At 67.2% G+C, this 20,380-nt stretch carries 16 protein-coding genes; all 16 read right to left on the bottom strand.

The window, feature by feature from the left end:
* Nucleotides 1-3: 3 nt before the first annotated feature.
* The 16 genes from HY726_09375 to HY726_09300 all read right to left on the bottom strand — a co-directional run bounded on the left by HY726_09375 (nt 4) and on the right by HY726_09300 (nt 20,366).
* Complete coding sequence (locus HY726_09375; GenBank protein MBI4609208.1) at nt 4-1,449, bottom strand: oligosaccharide flippase family protein; 1,446 nt, start codon at nt 1,447-1,449, stop codon at nt 4-6.
* 53 nt (nt 1,450-1,502) lie between these two features.
* Nucleotides 1,503-2,555 carry a polysaccharide deacetylase family protein gene (locus HY726_09370; protein ID MBI4609207.1) on the bottom strand — a complete coding sequence of 351 codons (1,053 nt, stop codon included), beginning with the start codon at nt 2,553-2,555 and terminating at the stop codon, nt 1,503-1,505.
* 82 nt (nt 2,556-2,637) lie between these two features.
* Nucleotides 2,638-3,819: a GNAT family N-acetyltransferase gene (locus tag HY726_09365; protein ID MBI4609206.1), complete on the bottom strand. Its 1,182-nt coding sequence runs from the start codon at nt 3,817-3,819 to the stop codon at nt 2,638-2,640.
* 112 nt (nt 3,820-3,931) lie between these two features.
* Nucleotides 3,932-5,071 carry a DegT/DnrJ/EryC1/StrS family aminotransferase gene (locus HY726_09360; GenBank protein MBI4609205.1) on the bottom strand — a complete coding sequence of 380 codons (1,140 nt, stop codon included), beginning with the start codon at nt 5,069-5,071 and terminating at the stop codon, nt 3,932-3,934.
* Nucleotides 5,072-5,073: 2 nt separating this feature from the next.
* On the bottom strand, nt 5,074-6,360 hold the full coding sequence (locus HY726_09355) for a GNAT family N-acetyltransferase (protein MBI4609204.1): 1,287 nt from the start codon (nt 6,358-6,360) through the stop codon (nt 5,074-5,076).
* Nucleotides 6,357-7,604: a GT4 family glycosyltransferase PelF gene (gene pelF / locus HY726_09350; protein ID MBI4609203.1), complete on the bottom strand. Its 1,248-nt coding sequence runs from the start codon at nt 7,602-7,604 to the stop codon at nt 6,357-6,359. The genes HY726_09355 and pelF overlap by 4 nt, the downstream gene beginning before the upstream one ends.
* 57 nt (nt 7,605-7,661) lie before the next feature.
* Nucleotides 7,662-8,930, bottom strand: coding sequence for an O-antigen ligase family protein (locus HY726_09345; GenBank protein ID MBI4609202.1), 1,269 nt, complete (start codon nt 8,928-8,930; stop codon nt 7,662-7,664).
* A gap of 295 nt (nt 8,931-9,225) precedes the next feature.
* Nucleotides 9,226-10,536, bottom strand: a complete 1,311-nt coding sequence (locus HY726_09340; protein ID MBI4609201.1) for a nucleotide sugar dehydrogenase — start codon at nt 10,534-10,536, stop codon at nt 9,226-9,228.
* Nucleotides 10,533-11,654 (bottom strand): uridine diphosphate-N-acetylglucosamine-binding protein YvcK, encoded by a 1,122-nt coding sequence (gene yvcK / locus HY726_09335; protein MBI4609200.1) that lies wholly within the window; start codon nt 11,652-11,654, stop codon nt 10,533-10,535. The genes HY726_09340 and yvcK overlap by 4 nt, the downstream gene beginning before the upstream one ends.
* On the bottom strand, nt 11,651-12,589 hold the full coding sequence (locus HY726_09330) for a methyltransferase domain-containing protein (GenBank protein MBI4609199.1): 939 nt from the start codon (nt 12,587-12,589) through the stop codon (nt 11,651-11,653). Before HY726_09330 ends, yvcK begins: the two co-directional genes overlap by 4 nt.
* On the bottom strand, nt 12,586-13,998 hold the full coding sequence (locus tag HY726_09325; protein MBI4609198.1) for a sugar transferase: 1,413 nt from the start codon (nt 13,996-13,998) through the stop codon (nt 12,586-12,588). The genes HY726_09330 and HY726_09325 overlap by 4 nt, the downstream gene beginning before the upstream one ends.
* Before the next feature lie 246 nt (nt 13,999-14,244).
* Complete coding sequence (locus HY726_09320; GenBank protein MBI4609197.1) at nt 14,245-14,493, bottom strand: hypothetical protein; 249 nt, start codon at nt 14,491-14,493, stop codon at nt 14,245-14,247.
* Between the two features lie 435 nt (nt 14,494-14,928).
* Nucleotides 14,929-16,761: a glutamine--fructose-6-phosphate transaminase (isomerizing) gene (glmS, locus tag HY726_09315; GenBank protein MBI4609196.1), complete on the bottom strand. Its 1,833-nt coding sequence runs from the start codon at nt 16,759-16,761 to the stop codon at nt 14,929-14,931.
* A gap of 7 nt (nt 16,762-16,768) precedes the next feature.
* Nucleotides 16,769-17,803, bottom strand: coding sequence for a CpsD/CapB family tyrosine-protein kinase (locus HY726_09310; GenBank protein ID MBI4609195.1), 1,035 nt, complete (start codon nt 17,801-17,803; stop codon nt 16,769-16,771).
* Entirely contained in the window at nt 17,800-18,804 is a 1,005-nt protein-coding gene (locus HY726_09305; GenBank protein ID MBI4609194.1) for an AAA family ATPase, read from the bottom strand. The genes HY726_09310 and HY726_09305 overlap by 4 nt, the downstream gene beginning before the upstream one ends.
* An 11-nt stretch (nt 18,805-18,815) precedes the next feature.
* The gene (locus HY726_09300; GenBank protein ID MBI4609193.1) at nt 18,816-20,366 is read right to left on the bottom strand and encodes a hypothetical protein; all 1,551 of its coding nucleotides are present in this window, start codon (nt 20,364-20,366) and stop codon (nt 18,816-18,818) included.
* Between the last annotated feature and the right edge of the window lie 14 nt (nt 20,367-20,380).

Below are 20,380 nucleotides of genomic sequence, written 5' to 3'. Positions count from 1 at the left end.
GCCCTACCCTCGATCCGCCCCGGTGGCCTGGGCCGGGCCCACGGACGGTCGCTGCAGCCACCGCGTGACCACCATTGTTCCCGTCTCGCCGAACAGGCCCAACCACCAGGACAGACCGGCATACGAGGCCGCGTACACGAGGCTGGTCGTCACCAACACCGGGAGCGTCGATAGCTCCATCTGCGATTTCACGCCGAGCGCCACCGCTCCGGCCGCGGCCGCAACCGCGACAATCGCCGCGAGGCTCCTCCACGGCAGAAACTCGGCCACGCCGACCCCCAGGAGCCGCTTGATCCGCGCCAATGCCAGCACCTTGCCGACCACCATCGCGAGGACGGTCACCAGCACCGCGCCCAGCATGTGAAAGGCGGACAGGAACCCGCCGATCAACCCCGTAATCAGCACGAGCCGCAGGGTACTGACCCCGAACAGAAATCGGGTTTCCGCGTACACGCGCAGGGCCGCATCGGTCTGAAACGCAGCCAGCACGAGCGCCGCCGACCAGATCATGAACAGCGGGACGCTGGCGCGGTAGGTCTCCGTGAAGAGGAAGACAATAAGCTCGGGCGCCGCGACCAGTAGCAAACCCACGAGCGGGAAAAAGATCAGCGCGAGGTTCCGCGTCACATCCCGCCATATCCCCGGCACAGACTCCCGTTGGCCGTCCCCGATCTTCTCGCTCATCCGGACCATCATCACGTTGCCCGCGGATGTCGTGACCCAGTCGACCGCCGGTATCTGAAAGCAGCCCACGGCGTAGATCGCGAAGGTCGCCGCGTCGAAGCCATAGGACACCGCGTACTGATGGAAGTTCGCTTGCACGATCTCGACGAGGACCCACAGCTGGAACGGCAAGGCATAGGCCACTTGCTCCTTCAGCAGCGCCGCATCCGGCTTGAGTTCACCGTGAAACTCGCGCCTCAGATACAGAAGGACCGCGCAAAAGCGCAGCGCCGCGGAGACCACCCCACCCAGGATCAGCCACTCCAGCCGGCGCAGCAGGAGTGCGGGAATCAGGAACAGGACCGCTCGCAGCACGTCGAAAAGCGCGTACGAGCTGGACGCCAGGAAGTAGCGCTGCCGCGATATCATGACGATCTCGAGCACGGCCGAGACCAGCAGCAGGAGCAGGTATATCCCGATGAACGGGAGATGCGGTGCCAGCTCGCTGTTGCTCAGCCAGTGCGAAATCGCCGACCCGCCGAGCTCCAGAAGCCCGAGGCAAGCCAGCCCGGCCGCTGCCAGCACGAGCATCGAATTGACGACGTATCTCGCCGCGTCCCGCTGACCCGAGGGGAGGAAGTAAAACAGGCTCTCCGCCATCCCCACCTGAGCGATGCCGTACAACGTCGCGCAAATCAAAAACAGCTGCTTATACGTGCCGAATTCCGCCGGGGCGAAGATCCTGACGAGCACGACGGGGATGAAGAACGTCGCGGCGAAGGCCAATGCCCGTCCTGACATCAACAGCAACGCCGGCCTGAAGGCTGAATCCATGAGGTCTAGCCGCCCGCTGGCCCGAGGTCCAACACGACGCGAGACGCGCCGGTCTGGCCGTTCGGCCAGCCGTGATCCTGCTCGCACGCGGGCGCGAAATGGTCGAAGAGCCCGTGAGCCTGGCAGTGCATGATGGCCGGGGAAAAGAGCCCGCGCCCGTCGAGGCACGAATTCTCCCACAGGACCCGCCGCGGGATCGTCAGCAACGGATAGCGATCGTCACGGTGCCGACACACGGTATAGCCGAAGCGGTACCCGCGAGCCGCGACCGCCCGAACCACCGCCGCATTGAAGCGCCCGCTCGGATACGCGAAATGGTTGACCGGTACTCCGAGTCGGCTCTCCAGTTCTCGCCGCGAGCCCGCGATCTCCTCCAGCACCTTTTCTTCGTGTTCGTTCGGCAGCAGGACATGGCTCCGCGTGTGCGACCCGATCGTCATCCCGGCGCGGCACATCTCGGCGACCATCTCCCAGCTCGCAGGGCGAGCTCCGTCCAGCCCGCGCTGGTCCACCTCGCACCCGGCTTCGAGCGCCTCGATCACGCGCTCGATTTCGCTCTGGGACAACGCATCGAGCAGCGCGCCCAGCACGCCGACAGGGCTCTCGCCCAGACAGGTGGGCACCGTGCCGCGCGGGCTCGCCCGTTTGCCGCTCGCTCGTGGACCAGGCGTGCGGGACATGACCGAACCCCATTTCGCAAACCTCTCTGCGAGCAACAGGTAGAGCCTGTCGTACACCGGCAGGCGCGAGGTGCCGATCAGGTCCGTAATGACGAAAAACGCCGCGGGGATGCCTTTTCGCTTCAGGATCGGGAACGCGTTCTCGTACACATCGCTGTAGCCATCGTCGAACGTGACGGCGGCCACCGGCCCGTCGAACGGCTCCCCGGACTCCAGCCGCGATCCTAGCTCGTCGAGCGAGATGAAGCGGAACCGCAGCCCGATCCAGTCCAGGTGTCGCTCGAGCACTCCGCGACTGATCAGCATCGCGGGCATCACAGTCCTCTCGTCCGGATCAAAATGCTCGACCACCCGGTGGTAACAGACCACCAGAGGCATCCGTTCCCCATCGCCCAGGACGCGCGCCAACCGCTCAGCTCTCGTCCAGGTCGCCGCGCGCGCGACGCCGCTTTTGATCAGGCTACGCAGCCGTACGCCATTTCCACAGATCAATCGGTCCTCCAGTCTCGATCTTCTTCACGATCGCGTTCGGGAGCACGCGCCGCGCCAGTCTTCGCGCGGCTCGACCCAGCTCCACGGCGCCCTCGTAGAGCAGTCCTCGCACGCGAGGGGGGTACAGCTCGACCCGTTCGAGTTCGCGCGCCTCACGCGCCCAATGCAACTTGTACTGCTCGTCCCCGTGCAGCAGATCAAATTCGTCCACGCCCTCTTCGATCGCGTTCTGTATGGCGAGGCCCAGGGTGACGAGACCCACGCTCTGCTTGGTGTAGCAGGGGTCGAAGCCCGCCTGATAGAAGTAAAAGGTCCGTCCGTAGGCGAATCCGTAGAGCGCTGCCGCAGGTTTCCCGTCAACCCGCAGGACAAAGAGGCGCAGCCAGCCGCGCTGAAGCGCTAAACGGCTGACCTCCTCATGGAACGAGCGAAGGCCAGGAGTGCAAAAGGCCGTGGACCCCCCTCGTTCCCGCCAGCGCACGTCGTGCAGCGCGAAGAGGGCCGACAGCGTCGTCCTGCGCTGCTCTTCCCATGCCACTCGTTCGAAACGTACGTCAAACCGCTTCGTCAGGTTCCTCAGCCTCCGGCCGAAGTTGTAGCGGTGTTCCGCGCCCAGGGTCGCGAGATAGGATTGCCAGGAGTGGCCGGATAATCGTATGAACGGGCAGATGTCCGTCGTCGCCCGGCTGCGCCGCCAGCCTCGCAGCATCAGCTGCGTGGCCAGGCCCGCGGCCAGACACGAATGCCTGTTCACCTGGGCCAGCTCCAGCATGAGCTTTCCGTCGGCCAGATGCTCCACGAGGGCGCGTATCGCTTCCCGCTCCCGCCCTCGCCTGATGATGAGGTCCAGGTAATCGGACCCGACGCTGCCGGTTCCAAGGAATTCGAGTACCCGAAACGGAACCAGGCCGGTGACTCGACGCGGCCTCACGGTTAGCGGCGCCACCGCGATCAGCCGGCCCTCGCACCGAACCGCAATCAGCGATAGCTGCCGGCCTTCCCCCAGATGTCTCCACCACGTGTGCAGCCATTCCCAGGTCAGGAACAGACAGTTGGACGCGCTCTCCTCGAGCAGCTCGTCCCACTCGTCCCTGAGCTTCTCAAAGCCCGCCGGATCCTCTATCCTCTCGACCATGCTCGCAAACCGCATCAGGCCTGGCTAAAAGCCTGTCGGAGTATGCCCTTCGAGCGCGGGCTTAGCCCGCGCAACAGATTCCTGGGGGAGGCCTCGGAGGGGGCCGTCCAGGCCCCCTCCGATTGTCCTAGAAATACAGCTTCAGGCGCACCACCTGATCCGCCATGTAACTGACCTGAGCCGGCGTGATGTCCTGATGGATCGGCAGCTCGAGAACATGGGCGCGAAGGAACCGGGCATCCGCGAACTCCTTCCCCTCCGCCCCGGGATCACCGTAGTTCCAGAACTCGACCGCGGCGATTCCGCGCTCGCGTAACGCCCGGGCGGCGAACCGTTTGTCCGGGACCAGAATCGGAAAGAACAGGGGACACACGCCCTCCTCAAGCTCTTTGTCCAACAGCGTGGCTTTGCCAACCAGCTTCTCGCGCAGCCGCCGGAAATTCTCCCGACGTCTCCGGCGTATGGCCTCATAGTCAAACCGCCGCAACAGGCCGAGATTCAGGGGCGAGATCCCGACGTTCACGCTCGACAGATCGAACCCGATCTCACCGACCGGCAATCGGTCGACGCCGAGCGCAGTCAGCACCCGCCCGGTCCCTCGCTTGAGGGAAAACAGCATCCGCGCGGGAGAATCCGACCGCGCCCGGAGCCACTCCAGCATCAACTCCGCGGTTCTGCCCGCGACCGACGCCACACCGCATGGCTTCAGCTCGAGCCTGGTCAGCTCCTCCAGCACGTGATCGTTCTGGACGAGCAGCCCGCCGTGCGGCAGCGGCAAGCTCTTGTACAGGCAGAACACCGCGTACTGGCCGAACGTCCCGAGGGGTCGCCCACGGGTCTCGCTGAGGAGCGAAAGCGCACAATCCTCGATCAGGAGCATTCCCCGCTCCTGACACAAGGCCAGGAGTTCCTTCACCGGTTGAGGCCAGCCCAGATAGTGAATGATGAACAACGCGCCCGGGTCGGCGGATCTGCACACGCGTCTCAAGTACTCGAGATCCGGTTCCAGGTTCCGACCCACGCGGTAATAGCGTATGGCGGCCCCGGCGGCGCGGATCGCCCAGACTTCGTTGCCACTGTGGTAGTCGGGCACGAGAACGGTCTTCCCGTTCTGGCCGCCCAGGGCACGGAACAGGTGGTAAATCGCATTCCGCGCCCGATAGAAATACGCGCGCTTCGGCGCGTTCAGCGGGAACGGAGCGTGTTCTGCGGTGCGCCACCGAACGAGGTAGGCTGGGTCGAGGCCCGGCCATGCCGGCACGTACATCTTTATGGGGCTTCCCCCCCGCCGATCAGCGGCCGCGCGGTCGCGACCTGGCTACCGGCGCCGTCGCCGGAGGTTCTTCGGTCTGGAGGCGTCAGTCCGTTGGTCCTGCCTCTTGCGCGCAACACGGTATCGCGAAGCGACAGGTAAAGCCGGTGCCGCTGAAGTCTCGGGACCAGCTGGAACTTCGCCCAGTGGATGAGCCGCGGGCCCATGGCGTTGGGGAACAGAAACAGCCAGTAGTGCGGCCGCGTTTCCCTTGTCCATTCCAGTTTCCACTTGTCCTTCGTCCCCATGAAATCACATTCGGCCAACCCCTCCGCGAACGCCTTGCGCAGGACCCCGTCGCAAAGCAGATTGAACGGCGAATACTGGGCATACTCCGGGTCGTAGCCGATCTTGAGCAGATAGAGTCTGTTCCTGTAGCACAGGGAGTAACTGAATGCGATCCGCCGGTCACCAATGGCCATGAAGGACAGGCGCAGCCAGCCGCGCCGCGCCGCTCGCTCCGCAAGCCTTGTGTAAAACGCGTGGACCGCGGGGTGGCAGCGAATGGCGGTCCCGGCTTCTCCCTTCCACGCGGCGGCCTCGAGTCGCAGCCCCGCTTCCAGGGCGCTTCCCAGTCGCTCATCCGGCGCAACGACCTCGAGCTCCACCTGTCCGAGCCGGCTCAGCCGTTTGAGCCGGTTGCGCAGATTGGCCCGGTGATGGCTGCGGAGCCCCTTCAGGTAGCTCTCCCACGTTCCGACCAGGGGCACGTAAGGAGACTCGGCCGAGCGCCAGAGACCGATGCGGAATCCGTCCCGGGCCGCCAGCCTCGAAAGCTCGTCCAGACTGCGCGAGCCGGCCTGTAGCTGATTCAGCTCGAGCACGTCCCAGAGGCCCTGCTCCCTCGACAGCGCGCGCCAGATCGCCCGGTACGCGTCGCCTGCTCGACGCGCGATGATGAAGTCGCAGCGGGGGGTGTGGTCGTTCGAGATGAACTGGAGCCGGCGCACCCGCACGCCATACATCCACCCGACGCTCCGCATCAACGGAGCGATCGCGACCGGCTCCCCGCCGGCCTTCACGACGAGAATGTGAAGCTCCTTGCCGGCGCCGAAGGACTCCCACCACGTGCGCACCCACTCGTGGCTCAGAAACGGGTGATCGATCCCGGCGGCTTCGACAACGTCATTCCAGGCCGCCTCCGCATCCAGGAAGGAGTTGAAATCGGAGATGGTTTCCACACGCCACGCGGGAGTCGCGGGCGATCTATCCCCGGGCACGACGACCGCTGCCGCCGCCTTCACCGTGCCTCCCTCATGACCGGGTCCGTCTCGCCTGGCCCAGCGTCACCTGCCGCGCCGGCTTCGGCAGCGGGCGTCGACCGGCCGTCTCCCACCAGCTTGAGGTACAGGCGCTCCGTCTCCCGTACCATGCCTTGGAGCGAGAAGTGCTCGGCGACCCGCTGCCGTCCGGCTCGGCCGAAGCGCGCCGCCAGAGCCGGGTTCCCGAGCAGCACGCCAACCGCATGCGCCAGCGCCCGCGCGTCACGCGGCGGCACCAGCCATCCCGTGACCCCGTCCTCCACGGCCTCCCGGTTGCCCCCCACGTTCGTGGCGACGACGGGCACCCCGGCCGCCATCGATTCGAGCAGCACGTTGGAGAGCCCTTCGCTCAGCGACGGAAGCACGGAGATCGCGGCCTCCGAAAGCAGGTCGGGCACATCCAGCCTGAACCCGGTGAACACCACGCGCTGGCCCACGCCCAGGCGGCGCGCGTACTCCTCCAGCTCACTCCGATACGCGCGGTCCCCCACCACCTGCGTCCGATCCCGGTAACACACGCTGTCTCCGACGATCAGAAACCGCGCCTCGGGAATCCGCCGCGACACGATGGCGGCCGCTTCCAGGAAGTACTCGATTCCTTTCATGCGGATTAACCGTGACAGCACGACCACCACGGGCGCGGCCGGCGGAAGTCCGATCTCCCGACGCACCGCCGCCCCTTCGCGCTGCCGCTGGAACCTGGACAGCGCGATCCCGTTTCTGATGACCGCGATCTTCTTCGGGCTGTACCCCTCCGCGATCAGCCGCTGCTTCACCGCCTCCGCGTTCACCAGGACACAGTGGGCCAGACGGCAGACGGCCCGCTGGAGGCGCCGCTGGATGGGAGTCCACACATCCCCCATGTCCCGGATCGAAGCCACGATGACGGGCACGCCGGCCAGGCGGGCGGCCGGTATCGCGAAGACGTTGCAGTAGAAGCCGTACGAATGCATGATCCCGATCCGGTTATCTCTCAGGAACCTGGCAAATCTCAGCTGCGCTTTGAAGGTATTGAGCTTGTAGAGGCTGTTGATCCCGTATTCCAGGATCGGGACCCGGCATGCCTCGAGCTCGCCGAGGAAGTGTCCAGACCGCTTCAAGCACGCCAGCTGCAGCTCGAACCGTGCGGGGTCGAGTCCCCGCGCCAGGTTGACCACATGCCGTTCCGTCCCGCCGACGGCAAACAGCGCGACGAACTCGAGGAGCCTGATCCGTTCCCCGTCCATGGCCCGCCTCCCTGGATGCTCCACGGATACCGATCCCACTCCCGGTCGCTGGAGCGATTACCGGTCCAGGCCGGTCCGGTGGGCGCCCGCCTCGTACACCGCCTTGACCGCCACCGCCAGGCCGCCGAGGTAATAGAAGTAGAAGTGGTAGGCGGCCGGATAGAAGAGAGCGGCAACGGCAAACGCGGCGAGACTGATCTGGATTCCTTCCGCGAGGTAGAACAGTTCCCGGAGCGCCGGCACTCCGGCGGAGCGCCGCTGAACGAACGTCGCGCACCTGAGGCAGCCGAACACGAGGACCAGGAACAGCACGAGCCCGGGAAGGCCCAGGTCCACCGCGTACTCGAGATACACGTTATGGACTTCCCTCCACGTCGCCCCTCTCAGCTCGTTCAGGGCCAGCGCGTTCATGCCTACCCCGGCTCCGACGATCGGATTTGCGAGCACGAAGCTCGTCGCGGCGTTCAAGTCGGTCCACCGCGCCTGTGCGGATCCGGTCGGGTCAGACTGAATATCGGTAATCGTCTCCAGGCGTCCGACGTACCCCTCCGGGAGGAACGGCAGACCCGCCAGCACGACGAGGGGCACCGCCAGGGCCCAGCCCCATTCCCGCCGCCCCCGGAGCTTCCACAGATACATGGCGACGATCGTCGACAGGGCCAGAAACCCTCCCCGGGAGAACGTCACGATCACCCCGACCACGCTCAGCACCACGCTGCCGAGCAGCAGGACACGAAGCAGGGGCCTCCGGGTTGCCAGCACGAGCGCCACGCTCAACGGGAGGATCAGGCTGAGCATCAGCGCCAGATCGTTTGGATTGCCGGTCAGCGGCGCGTCGAAGCCGTGGATGCGCCTGTGCACTCCCCCGGCGATGAACTCACCCGAGAGATAGTTGCTGACCCCCGAGACGGCCAGGGGCACCGCCATCAGGCTCAGCCCCTGCGTCAGCAGCCGGACCCTCGGAAGGCTGGTCACGACGTTGCCGATCAGCCAGAAGACCGCGAGCGCTTTGAAGTACTGGCCGAGAAGAAGCGACACGCTCCCTCCCGGCCAGTAGGAGAGCGGGAGTGTGACGATCGCCCATCCGACCAGGCACGCGGTGATCCACACCTCCCGGGTGAGGCTCATGAACGGCCGCCCGCGGACGAAGCGACCACCCAGATGCGCCGCGATGGCCAGGCCGGCCGTGACCAGCGCGATGCGTAAGGGGGCGAGGGCCGGAACGAGGCTCTGGGGCGCGAGCAACAAAATGAAGGTGAACGTCATGAGGCCCCAGAACGGCACGGAGCCATCAGGGACGTTGGGAGCGGCCACGGCAGGAGCCACCGACCGATCACGGCGTTCCTGCACCAAACCGGACCGCCACCCTGCCGGAGGGGAATTCGGGTTCATCCTAGCCCCATCGGAGGGGGACACCCACGCCTCCGGCGTGGGTACCCGGGCCCCCTCCGAGGCCTCCCCCAGGAATGGTGGTTCGAGCGTGGCGGGTTCGGCCATGCCGCGAGGCAGGCCACCCGCCGCACGAGCCCGGAGTCAATTGCGCGGGCAGAGCCCGCGCTCGGACGCGATGGAATTTCCCCGGCGGCATTACTCGGACACGCTCCTGGGATTCGCGGTTCATCTACAACGTGACGACCCGCCCGTCCGGCGCGGGGATCCCCCGGGTGGCACTCCGCGTGTCCACGACAAGGGACGCCATCTCCACGACCCGTCGGTAATCGAACTCGCGGTGGTCGGTGAGGATCAGCACACAGTCGGCCGACGCGAGGACCTGATCCGTGGGCTCCACGGCCTTGAGGACGACCCCGCCGAGCGTGACCGCGGGGACGTAGGGGTCCGCGTACGAAGCCTGCGCCCCTTTTTCGCGGAGCCGCGCGAGGATCTCCAGAGCCGGAGACTCGCGGATGTCCCCGACCCCGCGCTTGTACGCGACCCCGAGCACGAGGATCCTGGCGCCGTTCAGGCAGCGCCGCCGCCGGTTCAAGGCGTCGGCCACCAGCTCCACCACGTAGGCGGGCATGGCGCGGTTGATTTCGTCGGCGAGGTGGATGAAGCGGGCCTCGTACCCGTTCAGGCGGATCTTCCACGCAAGGTAGAACGGGTCCACGCCGATGCAATGGCCCCCGATGCCCGGGCCCGGATAGAAGGCGAGAAAGCCGAAGGGCTTCGTGGCGGCCGCGTCAATCACCTCGCGCGTACTCACGCCCAGGCGGCGGCACATGAGGGCGAACTCGTTCGCCAGCGCGATGTTGACGTTCCTGAAGACGTTCTCGTAGAGCTTGGCAAGCTCGGCCACCTTGGGGCTCGAGACCTCGATGACCGTGACGCTGATCTGCCGGTAGAGCAAGGCCGCCATGCGGCCGCAGGCCGGGGTGACGCCCCCCACCACCTTCGGAATGTCGCGGAGCCTGAAGGTCCGGTTCCCCGGGTCGATTCGCTCGGGCGAGAAGGCCAGGAACACGTCCACCCCGACCTTGGCTCCCCGGGCCTCGAACATGGGGCGGAGCAGCTCCTCGGTGGTCCCCGGGTAGGTCGTGGATTCCAGAACAACGAGCTGGCCAGGCCTGGACCTGGCGGCGACCTGCTCTGCCGCCGCGACGACGAAGGAGATGTCCGGGTCCTTCGACTTCCGGAGCGGCGTCGGCACGCAGATCACCACGACGTCGCTCCGGTCGAGGACGGAGACGTCCGACGTCGCCGCGTACCGACCGTCGCGGAGCAGCGCCACCAGGTCTTTCACGTCCACGTCCGGGCTGTGCAGCCCGCCCGCGTTGAGAGCGGTGACCCGGTGCGCATCCGTGTCGAGGCCGCTCACGGGAAATCCCGCACGGGCGAACTCGACCGCCAGCGGGAGACCCACGTACCCCTGGCCGACGACGGTCAGGCGTGCGGTGTGATTTCGGATCAGCTCCGCAAGCTCCGCCTGATTCATTCCGGCACCCCAGCCGCCAGCTCCAGCACCGCCCGCGCGAGCTTCTGCGGATCGTGCCGAACCAGCGGACCCCCGCCAAGGAGATCCCGCTCCACCGGCCGGCACCCGACCGCCTTGAGGACTTCCACCTCCACGGGCATCGGGGCGGCGCCCTCCGCCGCGTACCGCTCGCTCAGCTCCCCGGGGATCCTGGCGCTGTTGACGAGCACCGCGTGAATGGGCACCTGGGGGGTATGACGGCGTAGCGCCTGGAGGAAGTCCGCGGCGGTGTAGCCGTCGGTGTCTCCCGGCTCGGTCATGAGGTTCATCACCAGCACCACCCGGGCCCGAGAGCGAGCGATGGCCTCCGCCAGCTCTTTCACCAGCAGGGTTGGCAAAAGGCTCGTGTAGAGGCTCCCCGGCCCGATCACGATCAGGTCCGCCGCAGCGATGGCGTCCAGGGCCTGGGGCAGCGCCCGGGCGGTTTCCGGCTGAAGACGGACTCGCCGGATGGGGCGACGGACCGCCGCGATCCGTGATTCGCCTTCCACTCGGCTCCCGTCGGCGAACTCGGCCAGGAGGGTGACGTCGTCCAGTGTGGACGGCAGGACCCGCCCCCGGATCGCGAGGATGTCGCTCGCCCGCTCGACCGCCTTGAGAAAGTCGCTCTCGAGCTGGCTCAGGGCCGTCAGGATGAGATTGCCGAGCGTGTGGCCCGCCAGCTCGTTCCCGCCATTGAAGCGGAAGCCGAAGATCGCCCCCACCGTGGAATCGCCTTCCGCGAGGGCGAGGAGGCAGTTGCGGATATCGCCGGGGGCGAGCACCCGGTACGCCTGTCGGAGGCGGCCCGAGCTTCCCCCGTCGTCCGCAACCGTCACGATGGCGGTGAGACGGTCCCGGTCCTGATCCCGCGGCGATTCCCCCGGCCATCGGCGGGGAAGGAGGGCTTGCTTCAGGCCTTGCAGGACGACGGGGAGCCCGGTTCCGCCTCCCAGCGCGACGACGTTGGGAGCTCGGCGGGCAGGTCGCCCCGTCGGGAGCAAAAGCCGCTCCCCGGGGGCGACCCGCCACCGGTAGAGGCCGGTGTGCTCGTGGTACTCGACCACGTAGTGCGGCGCGCTCAAGGCCTCACCCTTCACCCGGTCTTGATCCCGCGGATCCGAATCGCGTCATCGAAGGCTTCGATATCGAGGAACCCGTTCGCCCGAAACCAGCGGATCACTTCGGGATAGCGAAACTTCCACTGGTACGTCGGCGTGTACCAGTCGAACGTGTCCAGCCAGCGCCAGCGCCAGCTCGGGTGCAACGAGATCGGGCAGACAAGCTGCAGCACCTTGCCGAGTCCGGGCACCCCATAGAGGTAGTAGAGAGGGATCGCTGCCGCGGCGAGCGCGATCATGAGCGGGGCGGGCAGGCGCGTGGTCAGCCTCCGAATCAGGTCGGAAGAACGCTGCGCGAAGCCGTAGCCGTGATACACGTAGATGGCGAGCCCGCCGCCCTTCTTGACCGTGGCGGCAACGCGCTCGAAGGCGGCCCGCGGATCCGGGGTGTGATGCAGCACGCCGATCGAGTAGGCCAGGTCGAATGTGCTCTCGCGAAACGGCATCGCGAAGATGTCGGCCTGAATCAGGTGGACTCTCTCGTGTCGGCCGATGTTGAGGTATGCCGCGTCCACCGCCGTCGTCAGGTCGATCCCGACCACCTCTCCGCCCTTCTTCGCGACGATCTCCGCGAACCGGCCGGCGCCGACCCCCGCGTCGAGCACGAGGCGACCCCCGTAATCCGCGTCCGTCCACCCCGTTGTGGACTCCAGGGCCCGCTCCGACCGGCTCGTTCCGCTGACGGAGTCCAGCTGCACCGTCCGAAACCGATGCCACTGGTACCCGAAGCTGGACGCGTACGCGCCGGACCTCACGAACCTGGGAACACCGCCGACGATCGGGTACCCGACACCACATCCCCGGCACTCCAGAGCGCCCTCGACGACCTCGCGGCCTTCATGGATCTGCGCGCGGAGACCCAGCTCCGACTTGCATTCAGGGCAGACGAGGAACTTCGTCGCGGCAGGCTTCATGCGGAGCGTGATATGTGGCGCGTTCTGCGCGCGCCAAAGACACCCGCCACCCTCGCTCCGATGCGCTTCGGATCTCCTCCGTCACCCGCGCCGTCGGAGCCGCTTCCACCGGCGCTCGAGAGCGCTGCGAGCCCCCGTTGCCGGCCCGTTCCGGCGGGGACCTCGCGCCTCGAGGCAGCGGCCGCCTCGGCCCCATGACCCAGGAGGATGACCCTGACGGTTTCGAACACGATGCGGAGATCCAGCCACAGCGACATGTGCTTGATGTAGTACAGGTCGTAGCGCATCTTCTCCGTCTCTTCCGCGAGGTTGTTGGCGTAGCCGTAGCGGATCTGCGCCCAGCCCGTCACCCCGGGCCGAACCGCGGACCGGAGGGAGTAGTACGGAATCTCCTGGCCGGAGATGTCGTTGAGATTCCGATGCACCAGCACGAACAGCTCGTAGTTCGAGACCGGGTGCGGTCGCGGACCGACCAGGTTCATGTCGCCGTGGAGGATATTCGCGAACTGGGGAAGCTCGTCGAGGCGAAACTTTCGCAGCCACCTCCCGGCCCGCGTGATGCGATCGACGTTGTCCTGCACCCACTCGGATGTCGCGCGGTCCGCCGGGTGCATGGTGCGGAACTTGATGAGTTTGAAGCGCCGGCCGCGGAGACCCACCCGCTCCTGGACGAAGAACACCGGGCCGCGTGAATCCAGCTTGATGGCCAGGACGATCAGGCCGAGGAGCGGGGCGAGGCCGACGAGGCCGATCAGCGCGGCGAGGATGCTCAGCCCGCGGCCGACCACCAGGGCGACCCGGGACTTCCGGAAATCCCTGGAGAAGATCAGGCTGCTCGGCGTGAGCGATTCGATGGCGAGCTTCCCCGTGAGGCGCTCGTAGACCTCCACCGCGTCCTCGACGACGATCCCGGCGCGCACGCGGGCCGCCAGCAGCTCGCGGACCGGCAACCGCCCCCGTTGCTCGGCCAGCGCGACGATGATCCGGTCGGGGTGGACTTCGCCGATGATCTTGCCGAGACGCTCGAGCCGCCCCAGGAGCAGGTGGCGGAACGCTTCGGCGGAGGCCGTGGCCTCATCCACCACGCCGACGATAGTGTAGCGGCAGCATGGCCGGGCCTCGATCTCCTCGATCAACTTCCGGGCAACGGGGCCGGTCCCCACGATCAGCACGCGCTCGCGGCGCGGACGGGCTCGCGGGACTCGATCGGAGACCGCGCGGAGCAACAGGAGGAGCCCGGCACCGATCAGGAGGCCCGCGACCGCGACCCGGGCGTTCGGAGAGAGCGCGTACAAGGTCCCTAGCAGGGTGAAGGCGACGCCCAGCGCGGGCGCCAACCTGGAGGTAAGCCCGGCAAGGCTCCGGGTGACCCGGAAGCTATGGAAATCGTCGGTGTGGTCAGCGAACATGGGACCAGATGCGGATCATTGCCCTCGGCCGCACACGCGACTCAGCGCTGACCCGAACGCGCCTCGCGGCTCGATCGCAGGGGCCTCCCGTCTTCGTCCACTCTCCGCAGCGCCAGGGTCAACCGCCTGTGCGCCTTCCGCCGCGCCTCGCGCTCGCGAGAGGCCGACGGCGGCTGCGGGGGGTAGAGTGCCTGGTAGCCGACCCACCAGTCGGCGAACAATACGTGGTGACGAACCGTTCCGTCGCTATGAACCATCGCTGGTTCCGCCATCGTTCTCCTCCTCCTTCTGTCTGCGTGCCTCCACGGTGTGTCCCGCGGTCTCACGCTGTGCCTGCTCGATCTTTAGCGTTCCGATCCCGTGGGTACTCGGCATGACCTCGTCCGCCGACTCCGACGCTTCACCGGTCGCCGATCGTTCCCGATAGAACTCGCTGATGCCCTCCCTAATCTCGCGGAGCAGCTCCCGTCGTCTTCGCCTCAGCACGAGAAGCATCACGCACCTCCGGTTCCCCTGCGGTGGAGAGGTCCCCGCATGTCCCGGCGATCTTCTCCTTTCGCCTCCGGCACAGCTCGCAGAAGCGGTCACCGGGCCCCTGGGACATGTGGAGCCGGTTGCACCACCCGAGACAGGGAGCCATCTTGGGATACCCCTGCCGGTACGCCGGACCCGTGCCGCGGAGTTTCTCCTTGCGAACCATCATCGATCCTCGGAGGGGGGCTCCGCCCCCCTTCCGAACCTCCCCCCGAGATTGCGCGGGCCAAGCCCGCGCCCGAAGCGCTTCGGCTGTCCCCAAGTGGACCCTTCGAGCATTCGCGTGGAGTTTTTCAGCACGCTGTTAGAGGGTCTTGGCTGCCTGTGGGCTGGAGCGAACGGGCGGCGCGAGCGCGATCAGGTTCGACGGATCGGCTCTAACGTGAGAGCTGCGCGTCACTCCACCGTCACGCTCTTGGCGAGGTTCCGCGGCTGATCCACGTCGCAACCCCGCAAGACCCCCGCGTGATAGGCGAGGAGCTGGAGCGGCAGCGCAACCAGCAGCGGCTGGATCCAGTGCAGAGCTGGCGGGATGGGGATGACGATGTCGGCCTTGGCTCTGATCTCCTCGTCCCCTTCCGTCGCGACCGCGACCACAGTCCCGTCCCGGGCTTTCACCTCTTCGATGTTGCTCGCCATCTTCTCGTAGGTGGGCCCCAGCGGGGCGACAGCGACGACGGGCATATGCCGGTCGATGAGGGCGATCGGGCCGTGCTTCATCTCGCCCGCCGGGTACCCTTCGGCATGGATGTAGGAGATCTCTTTGAGCTTGAGGGCCCCCTCCAGGGCCAGAGGGTAGTGGATGCCGCGCCCGAGGTAGAGGAAGTTCCGGCTCCCGGCGAAGCCGGCCGCGATCCTGCCGATCTCGTCGCTCTGCTGGAGCACCGCGGTCATGAGGTCGGGCGTCTCCGCCAGCGCCTTGACCGCCTGGCGAACCAGCGCGGGCTCGGTGAAGCCCCTCGCGAGGCCCAGCTTCAGGGCGAGGAGGATGAGCGCGGTGATCTGCGCCGTGAACGCCTTGGTGGACGCCACACCGATCTCGACCCCGGCACGGGTGTAGAGGACGCCGTGGGCCTCGCGGGCCAGCGAGCTGCCGACCACGTTACAGACGGCCACCACCCAGGATCCCTGCTCCCTGGCCTCGCGTAGCGCCGCCAGCGTATCGGCGGTCTCTCCCGACTGCGAGATCGGGACCGTGAGCACGCGGCCGTCGAGGACGGGCCGACGATAGCGGAACTCCGACGCGATATCCACCTCCACGGGAAGCCGGGCGAACTCTTCGACCAGATACTTTCCGACCAGCGCCGCGTGCCAGGACGTGCCACAGGCGACGAAGCAGAGACGGTTCAGCCCGGCCAGCTCCCAGTCCCTGAGTCCCAGCTCGGGGATGTGGATCTCCCCCGCCTCGGCGTCCACGCGATCCCGCATCGTGTTCCGGACAGCCTCGGGTTGCTCGAAGATCTCCTTGAGCATGAAGTGCGGATACCCCCCTTTCTCGGCCGCTTCTGCGTCCCAGGGCACGACGGACGGGGTCCGCCGCACGGGAATCCCGTCGAGCCTGCGGATGCTGATCTCGCCACGGGTCAGGAGGGCGACCTCACCCTCCTCGAGGACCAGGATTTCCCGCGTCTCCCCCAGCAGTGCCGGGATATCCGAGGCGAGGAACATCTCCCGATTCCCGAAGCCGATGACCAGGGGGCTGCTGCCCCGACGGAGAGCGACCAGCAGATCGGGGGCATCGTCCCCGATGCAGGCCACGGCATACGTGCCCCGCAGGTCCCGGGCAGCCCGGCATACGGCCTCGGGCAGCCCGTTCGCCCGGTAGCGCTCGATGAGATGCGCGATGACCTCCGTATCCGTCTGGGAGCGAAAGCGATGCCCCTGGGCGCCCAGGGACTGGCGGAGCTCCCGGTAGTTCTCGATGATTCCGTTGTGGACGATGGCGAGTCGCGAGCCACAATCCACGTGCGGGTGCGCGTTGGCATCCGACGGGCGTCCGTGGGTCGCCCAGCGCGTGTGGGCGATCCCGAGGGTTCCCTGGGGCCGGCCCGCGGCGATCAAGGCCTCCAGCGCGGCGATCTTCCCCACCGTCTTCCGCACGTCGAGACGGCTCCCGTCGAGCGTGGCGATCCCGGCGGAGTCGTACCCCCGGTACTCCAGGCGGTGAAGGCCCCCGATCAGGAACGAGATCGCCTCGCGCTGGCCGATGTATCCGACGATGCCGCACATAGCGTGATCAGCGTCGCGGCGCCCGGGCGGGCCGCGCTCCCCGGAGGAACCGCCGCCCCCGGATCGACCCCTCGAGCTTTTTCGCGGCGCGGCCCCACCATCCCAGCAGGTCGCCCTCGGCGGGCCCGTAGCCGTAGTAGTACGCGTAGTACCCGGAGAGCGGTCGATCGTCTCGGTTGAATACGAACCCGACAACCTTGTTCGGCTCGATGAGGTTCAGGGATTCCTCGACGAGCTTGCGCGGCGTCCTGTTGGCGGCCACGACGATGAGGAAGCCGTCCACCCACTGCGCGAGCTCCTGGCAATCGGGCACCGCCAGCAAGGGAGGCATATCGAGCACCAGGTACTCGTAACGACGGCGCGCGTCCGCGATCAGCTCTCCGAGCCGCGGCGATTTCAGCAACTCGTACGGAGCGGCCTCGCTCCGGCCGGCGTGGAGGATCGACAGATTGAACACCGGATGGCGGCACACCACGCTCTCCAGGGTCAGGTTCGGGTCCAGGATCGCCCGCACGAGCCCGGGCCCCGCGGATTCGCCGAGCGCCAGCTTATGGGCGACGGACGGCCGGCGCAGGTCCGCTTCGACGAGGAGCACCTTCCCGTCGACCGCCTGCGCGAGGGCGCCGGCGAGATTGATGGCGGTGACGGACTTGCCATCACCGACCGAGGGACTCGTGACCGCGACGACCGAAAGGTTGGCATTCGCATGGAGCTGCTCGACTACATAGCGAAGCCGCCGATACTGCTCCGCCGCGAACGCCCTCGGGGTGATGAGGCTCACCATGTGGCCATCGACGCCAGCGGGAACCGCTCCGTCTTCGGACCGCGCCTCCGGCTGGCTGACCTCCACCTCGACCGGCCGCTCGACGCCCGTTGACACCGGCTCCTGGACCGTCGGCGGGGCCGCTGCCGGCGGGGTCTCTTCTGGTGCGACGTCACCGGGAGGCTCGACCGCGACCGCACCGGCTTCCCGTTGGCGCGCCTGCTCCCGCAGGATGCGCTCCTGTTCGGCTCGCTCGAGCGCCCTGAAAAATTCGCTCATTGGGCGCCCAGCGCGTCCGCGAGGCTCGAGAGCGATCCGGACACCAAATCGGACACGTACGCCACCGCATCGGGCTGCAACGCCAACCCCGCGAGGATGCCGATCACGGAGGCGATGAGCGCTCCGACGAGCCACCGGAATCCCCGCAGCGGCGCGAGCGCGGCGAACCCCTGTCGCCGCGGGAGCGCCAGCGCGCCCTCCTCGAAGTACTCGATCGCCCGCTCCACGATGTCGCGATCGATCCGCCGCGTCTGGTCGGCGTACCCGATGAGGAGACAGTGGTCGCAGACCAGGTTCACGACACGCGGAATCCCGCCCGCGTACTGCGCGATCCGGCGCACCGCGCGCTCGGTAAAGAGGCTGAGATCCCGCGCCCCCGCGATCCGGAGGCGGCTCCGGATGTAGTCCCCGGTCTCCGCCGCCGTCAACGGCGAGATGGCGCAGCGGAGCCCGATCCGCTGCCTGAGCTGGCGCAGCTCCGCAAGCTCCAGCTTGGCCCCGAGCTCCGGCTGGCCCACCAGCACGATCTGCAGCAGCTTGTCCGTGGCCGTCTCGGCATTCGAGAGGAGCCGGATCTGCTCGAGCGTCGACGGATGCAGGTTCTGGGCCTCGTCGAGGATCACGGCGGTGTTCTGGCCGACGCGCCGCCGCTCGATCAGGAAGTCGTTCAGCGCGACCAGGCATTCGACCCGGCTCTTCCCGACCTTCCCCAGGCCGAAGTCCTCGAGCATGTACTCGAGGACGTCGTCGAACGAGAGGGCCGAGTGGAAGACGAAGGCAACCGCCGTGTTGCTGCCGTCGAGCCGCTCAAGCAGGGCGCGGAGCAGCGTCGTCTTGCCGGTCCCCACCTCACCCGTGAGCACGATGAACCCTTTCTGCTCCTGGACCCCGTACACGAGGTGCGCCAGCGCCTCGCGATGACCCGGCGTGAGGTAGAGAAACTTCGGGTCAGGCGTGTTGTTGAACGGCTTCGCCTTCAGGCCGAAGAATTCCAGGTACATGGAGCTCGGCCCTACGACCCGCCGCGCGCCAGCATCGACACGAGCTGCTCGTTGCCGTGCGCGATGAAATAGGACATCCCGACGATGAGGAGCAGACCCACAGCCGAAGCGGCCGCGATGAGCCAGGCGCGCCGGCGCTGCCGGACGATATCGTCGTCGGTGACGATCGGCGGAATGCTCACCAGCACCGGGACGCTCGTGAAGCCCCGCAGGCTGTCCACCGTGTGGAACGACGTGTCGACCTGCTCGGCCGCCACCACCACGCCGACGGCCAGCGCCAGGGAAAGCATCAGGCCCATGGCGATCAGCCGGAAGTGGTTCGGCGCGACCGCATGGTTCGGCACCACGGCGCGATCCAGCATGCTGAACTTCTCCCCCTTCTGGTCCTGCTCCAAATGTTCCGCCTGCTGGGCGTCCGTGTACCGCCTCAGCAGCGAGCTGTAGAGGTCTTTCATCGTCTCGTAATCCCGCAGGAGCTGGGTGAACTCCTGCTCCCGGACCGCCGTGTTCTCGATCCGCCGCTGGTACGCGGCGATCGCCTCTTTCAGCCGCTTCTCCTCGTCCTTGAGGGCGTCGATATCGGTCTCCGCCTCGCGGAGTGACCGCCGCAGCCGCTGGACAGCGGGGTCCGCCTCCGCGTCCGGCTTCGCCTCGGCCTCGCGCTCCCGGGCGGCGATCTCCGCTTTCAACCGGATCACATCCGGGTACTTCTCGGTGTAACTCCGGCGAAGCTCGATCAGCTCTTCCTTCAGCTTGCCGAGCCGATCCGCTCTGGCGCTGGGCCCGCCCCCCGCGCCGCGCGGAGCCGCCTCGGCGAGCTGCCGCGCCAGGATTTCCCTCCGCTCCATGAGCCGGGTCAGCCGTTCGATGTTCAGCCGAAGCTGAGCGCTGAGCCGCTCCAGCGTGAGCAGGTTCGCCTGCATCTGAGGAGGAGACTCGCCGGGATACCGTCGCTTCGCCTCGCCGACCCGGCGTTCCTGCTCCTCCAGCCGCTTCCGCATCTCGTCGAGCTGGACTTTGAAGAACTCGGTCGTCTCCGTCGCCTGCCGCCCGCGGATCTTCCAGTTCTCCTCGATGTAGAACGACGCCAGCGTGTTGGCCACGTTGGCGACTTTCTGCGGATCGCGCCCGCGGTAGCTGAGCGCGAAGGCGACGGTCGCGCCGCGCCCGACCGTGTGCTCGACCTGCTTGAGCTCGAGCTTGATATCGCGCCGCATCCGCTCGACGATGTGCTCAAGCGGAGCTCGGCCTTTCACCTCCGGGTAGAGGTCGAAGAGGTTGACCAGCTCCAGCAGCCGCGCGCGGCTCAGGGTCTGCTCGCTGATGGTCTGAAGCCTCGTGTCGAGCTCCACGGTGACCGCGGGCCTGACAAACGTCGCAGGGACCTGCTCGCGCTCGATGAGCACCGTGGCCGTGGCGCGGTAAATGCTCGGGAGGAAGTTCACGACGCTGACCACCAGGCTGAACGTCGCCATGAAGACCAGGATGGCCGACCACTTCCGGCGCGACCACACTTCCTGCGCCAGGTGGACCCCGGACCCCTGTTGCGCCTGATCGGCCATGCCGTGCGCCACGC

This window comes from Candidatus Rokuibacteriota bacterium (assembly GCA_016209385.1).
Taxonomy (GTDB): domain Bacteria; phylum Methylomirabilota; class Methylomirabilia; order Rokubacteriales; family CSP1-6; genus JACQWB01.
This window is presented reverse-complemented; position numbering and strand designations above follow the sequence as displayed.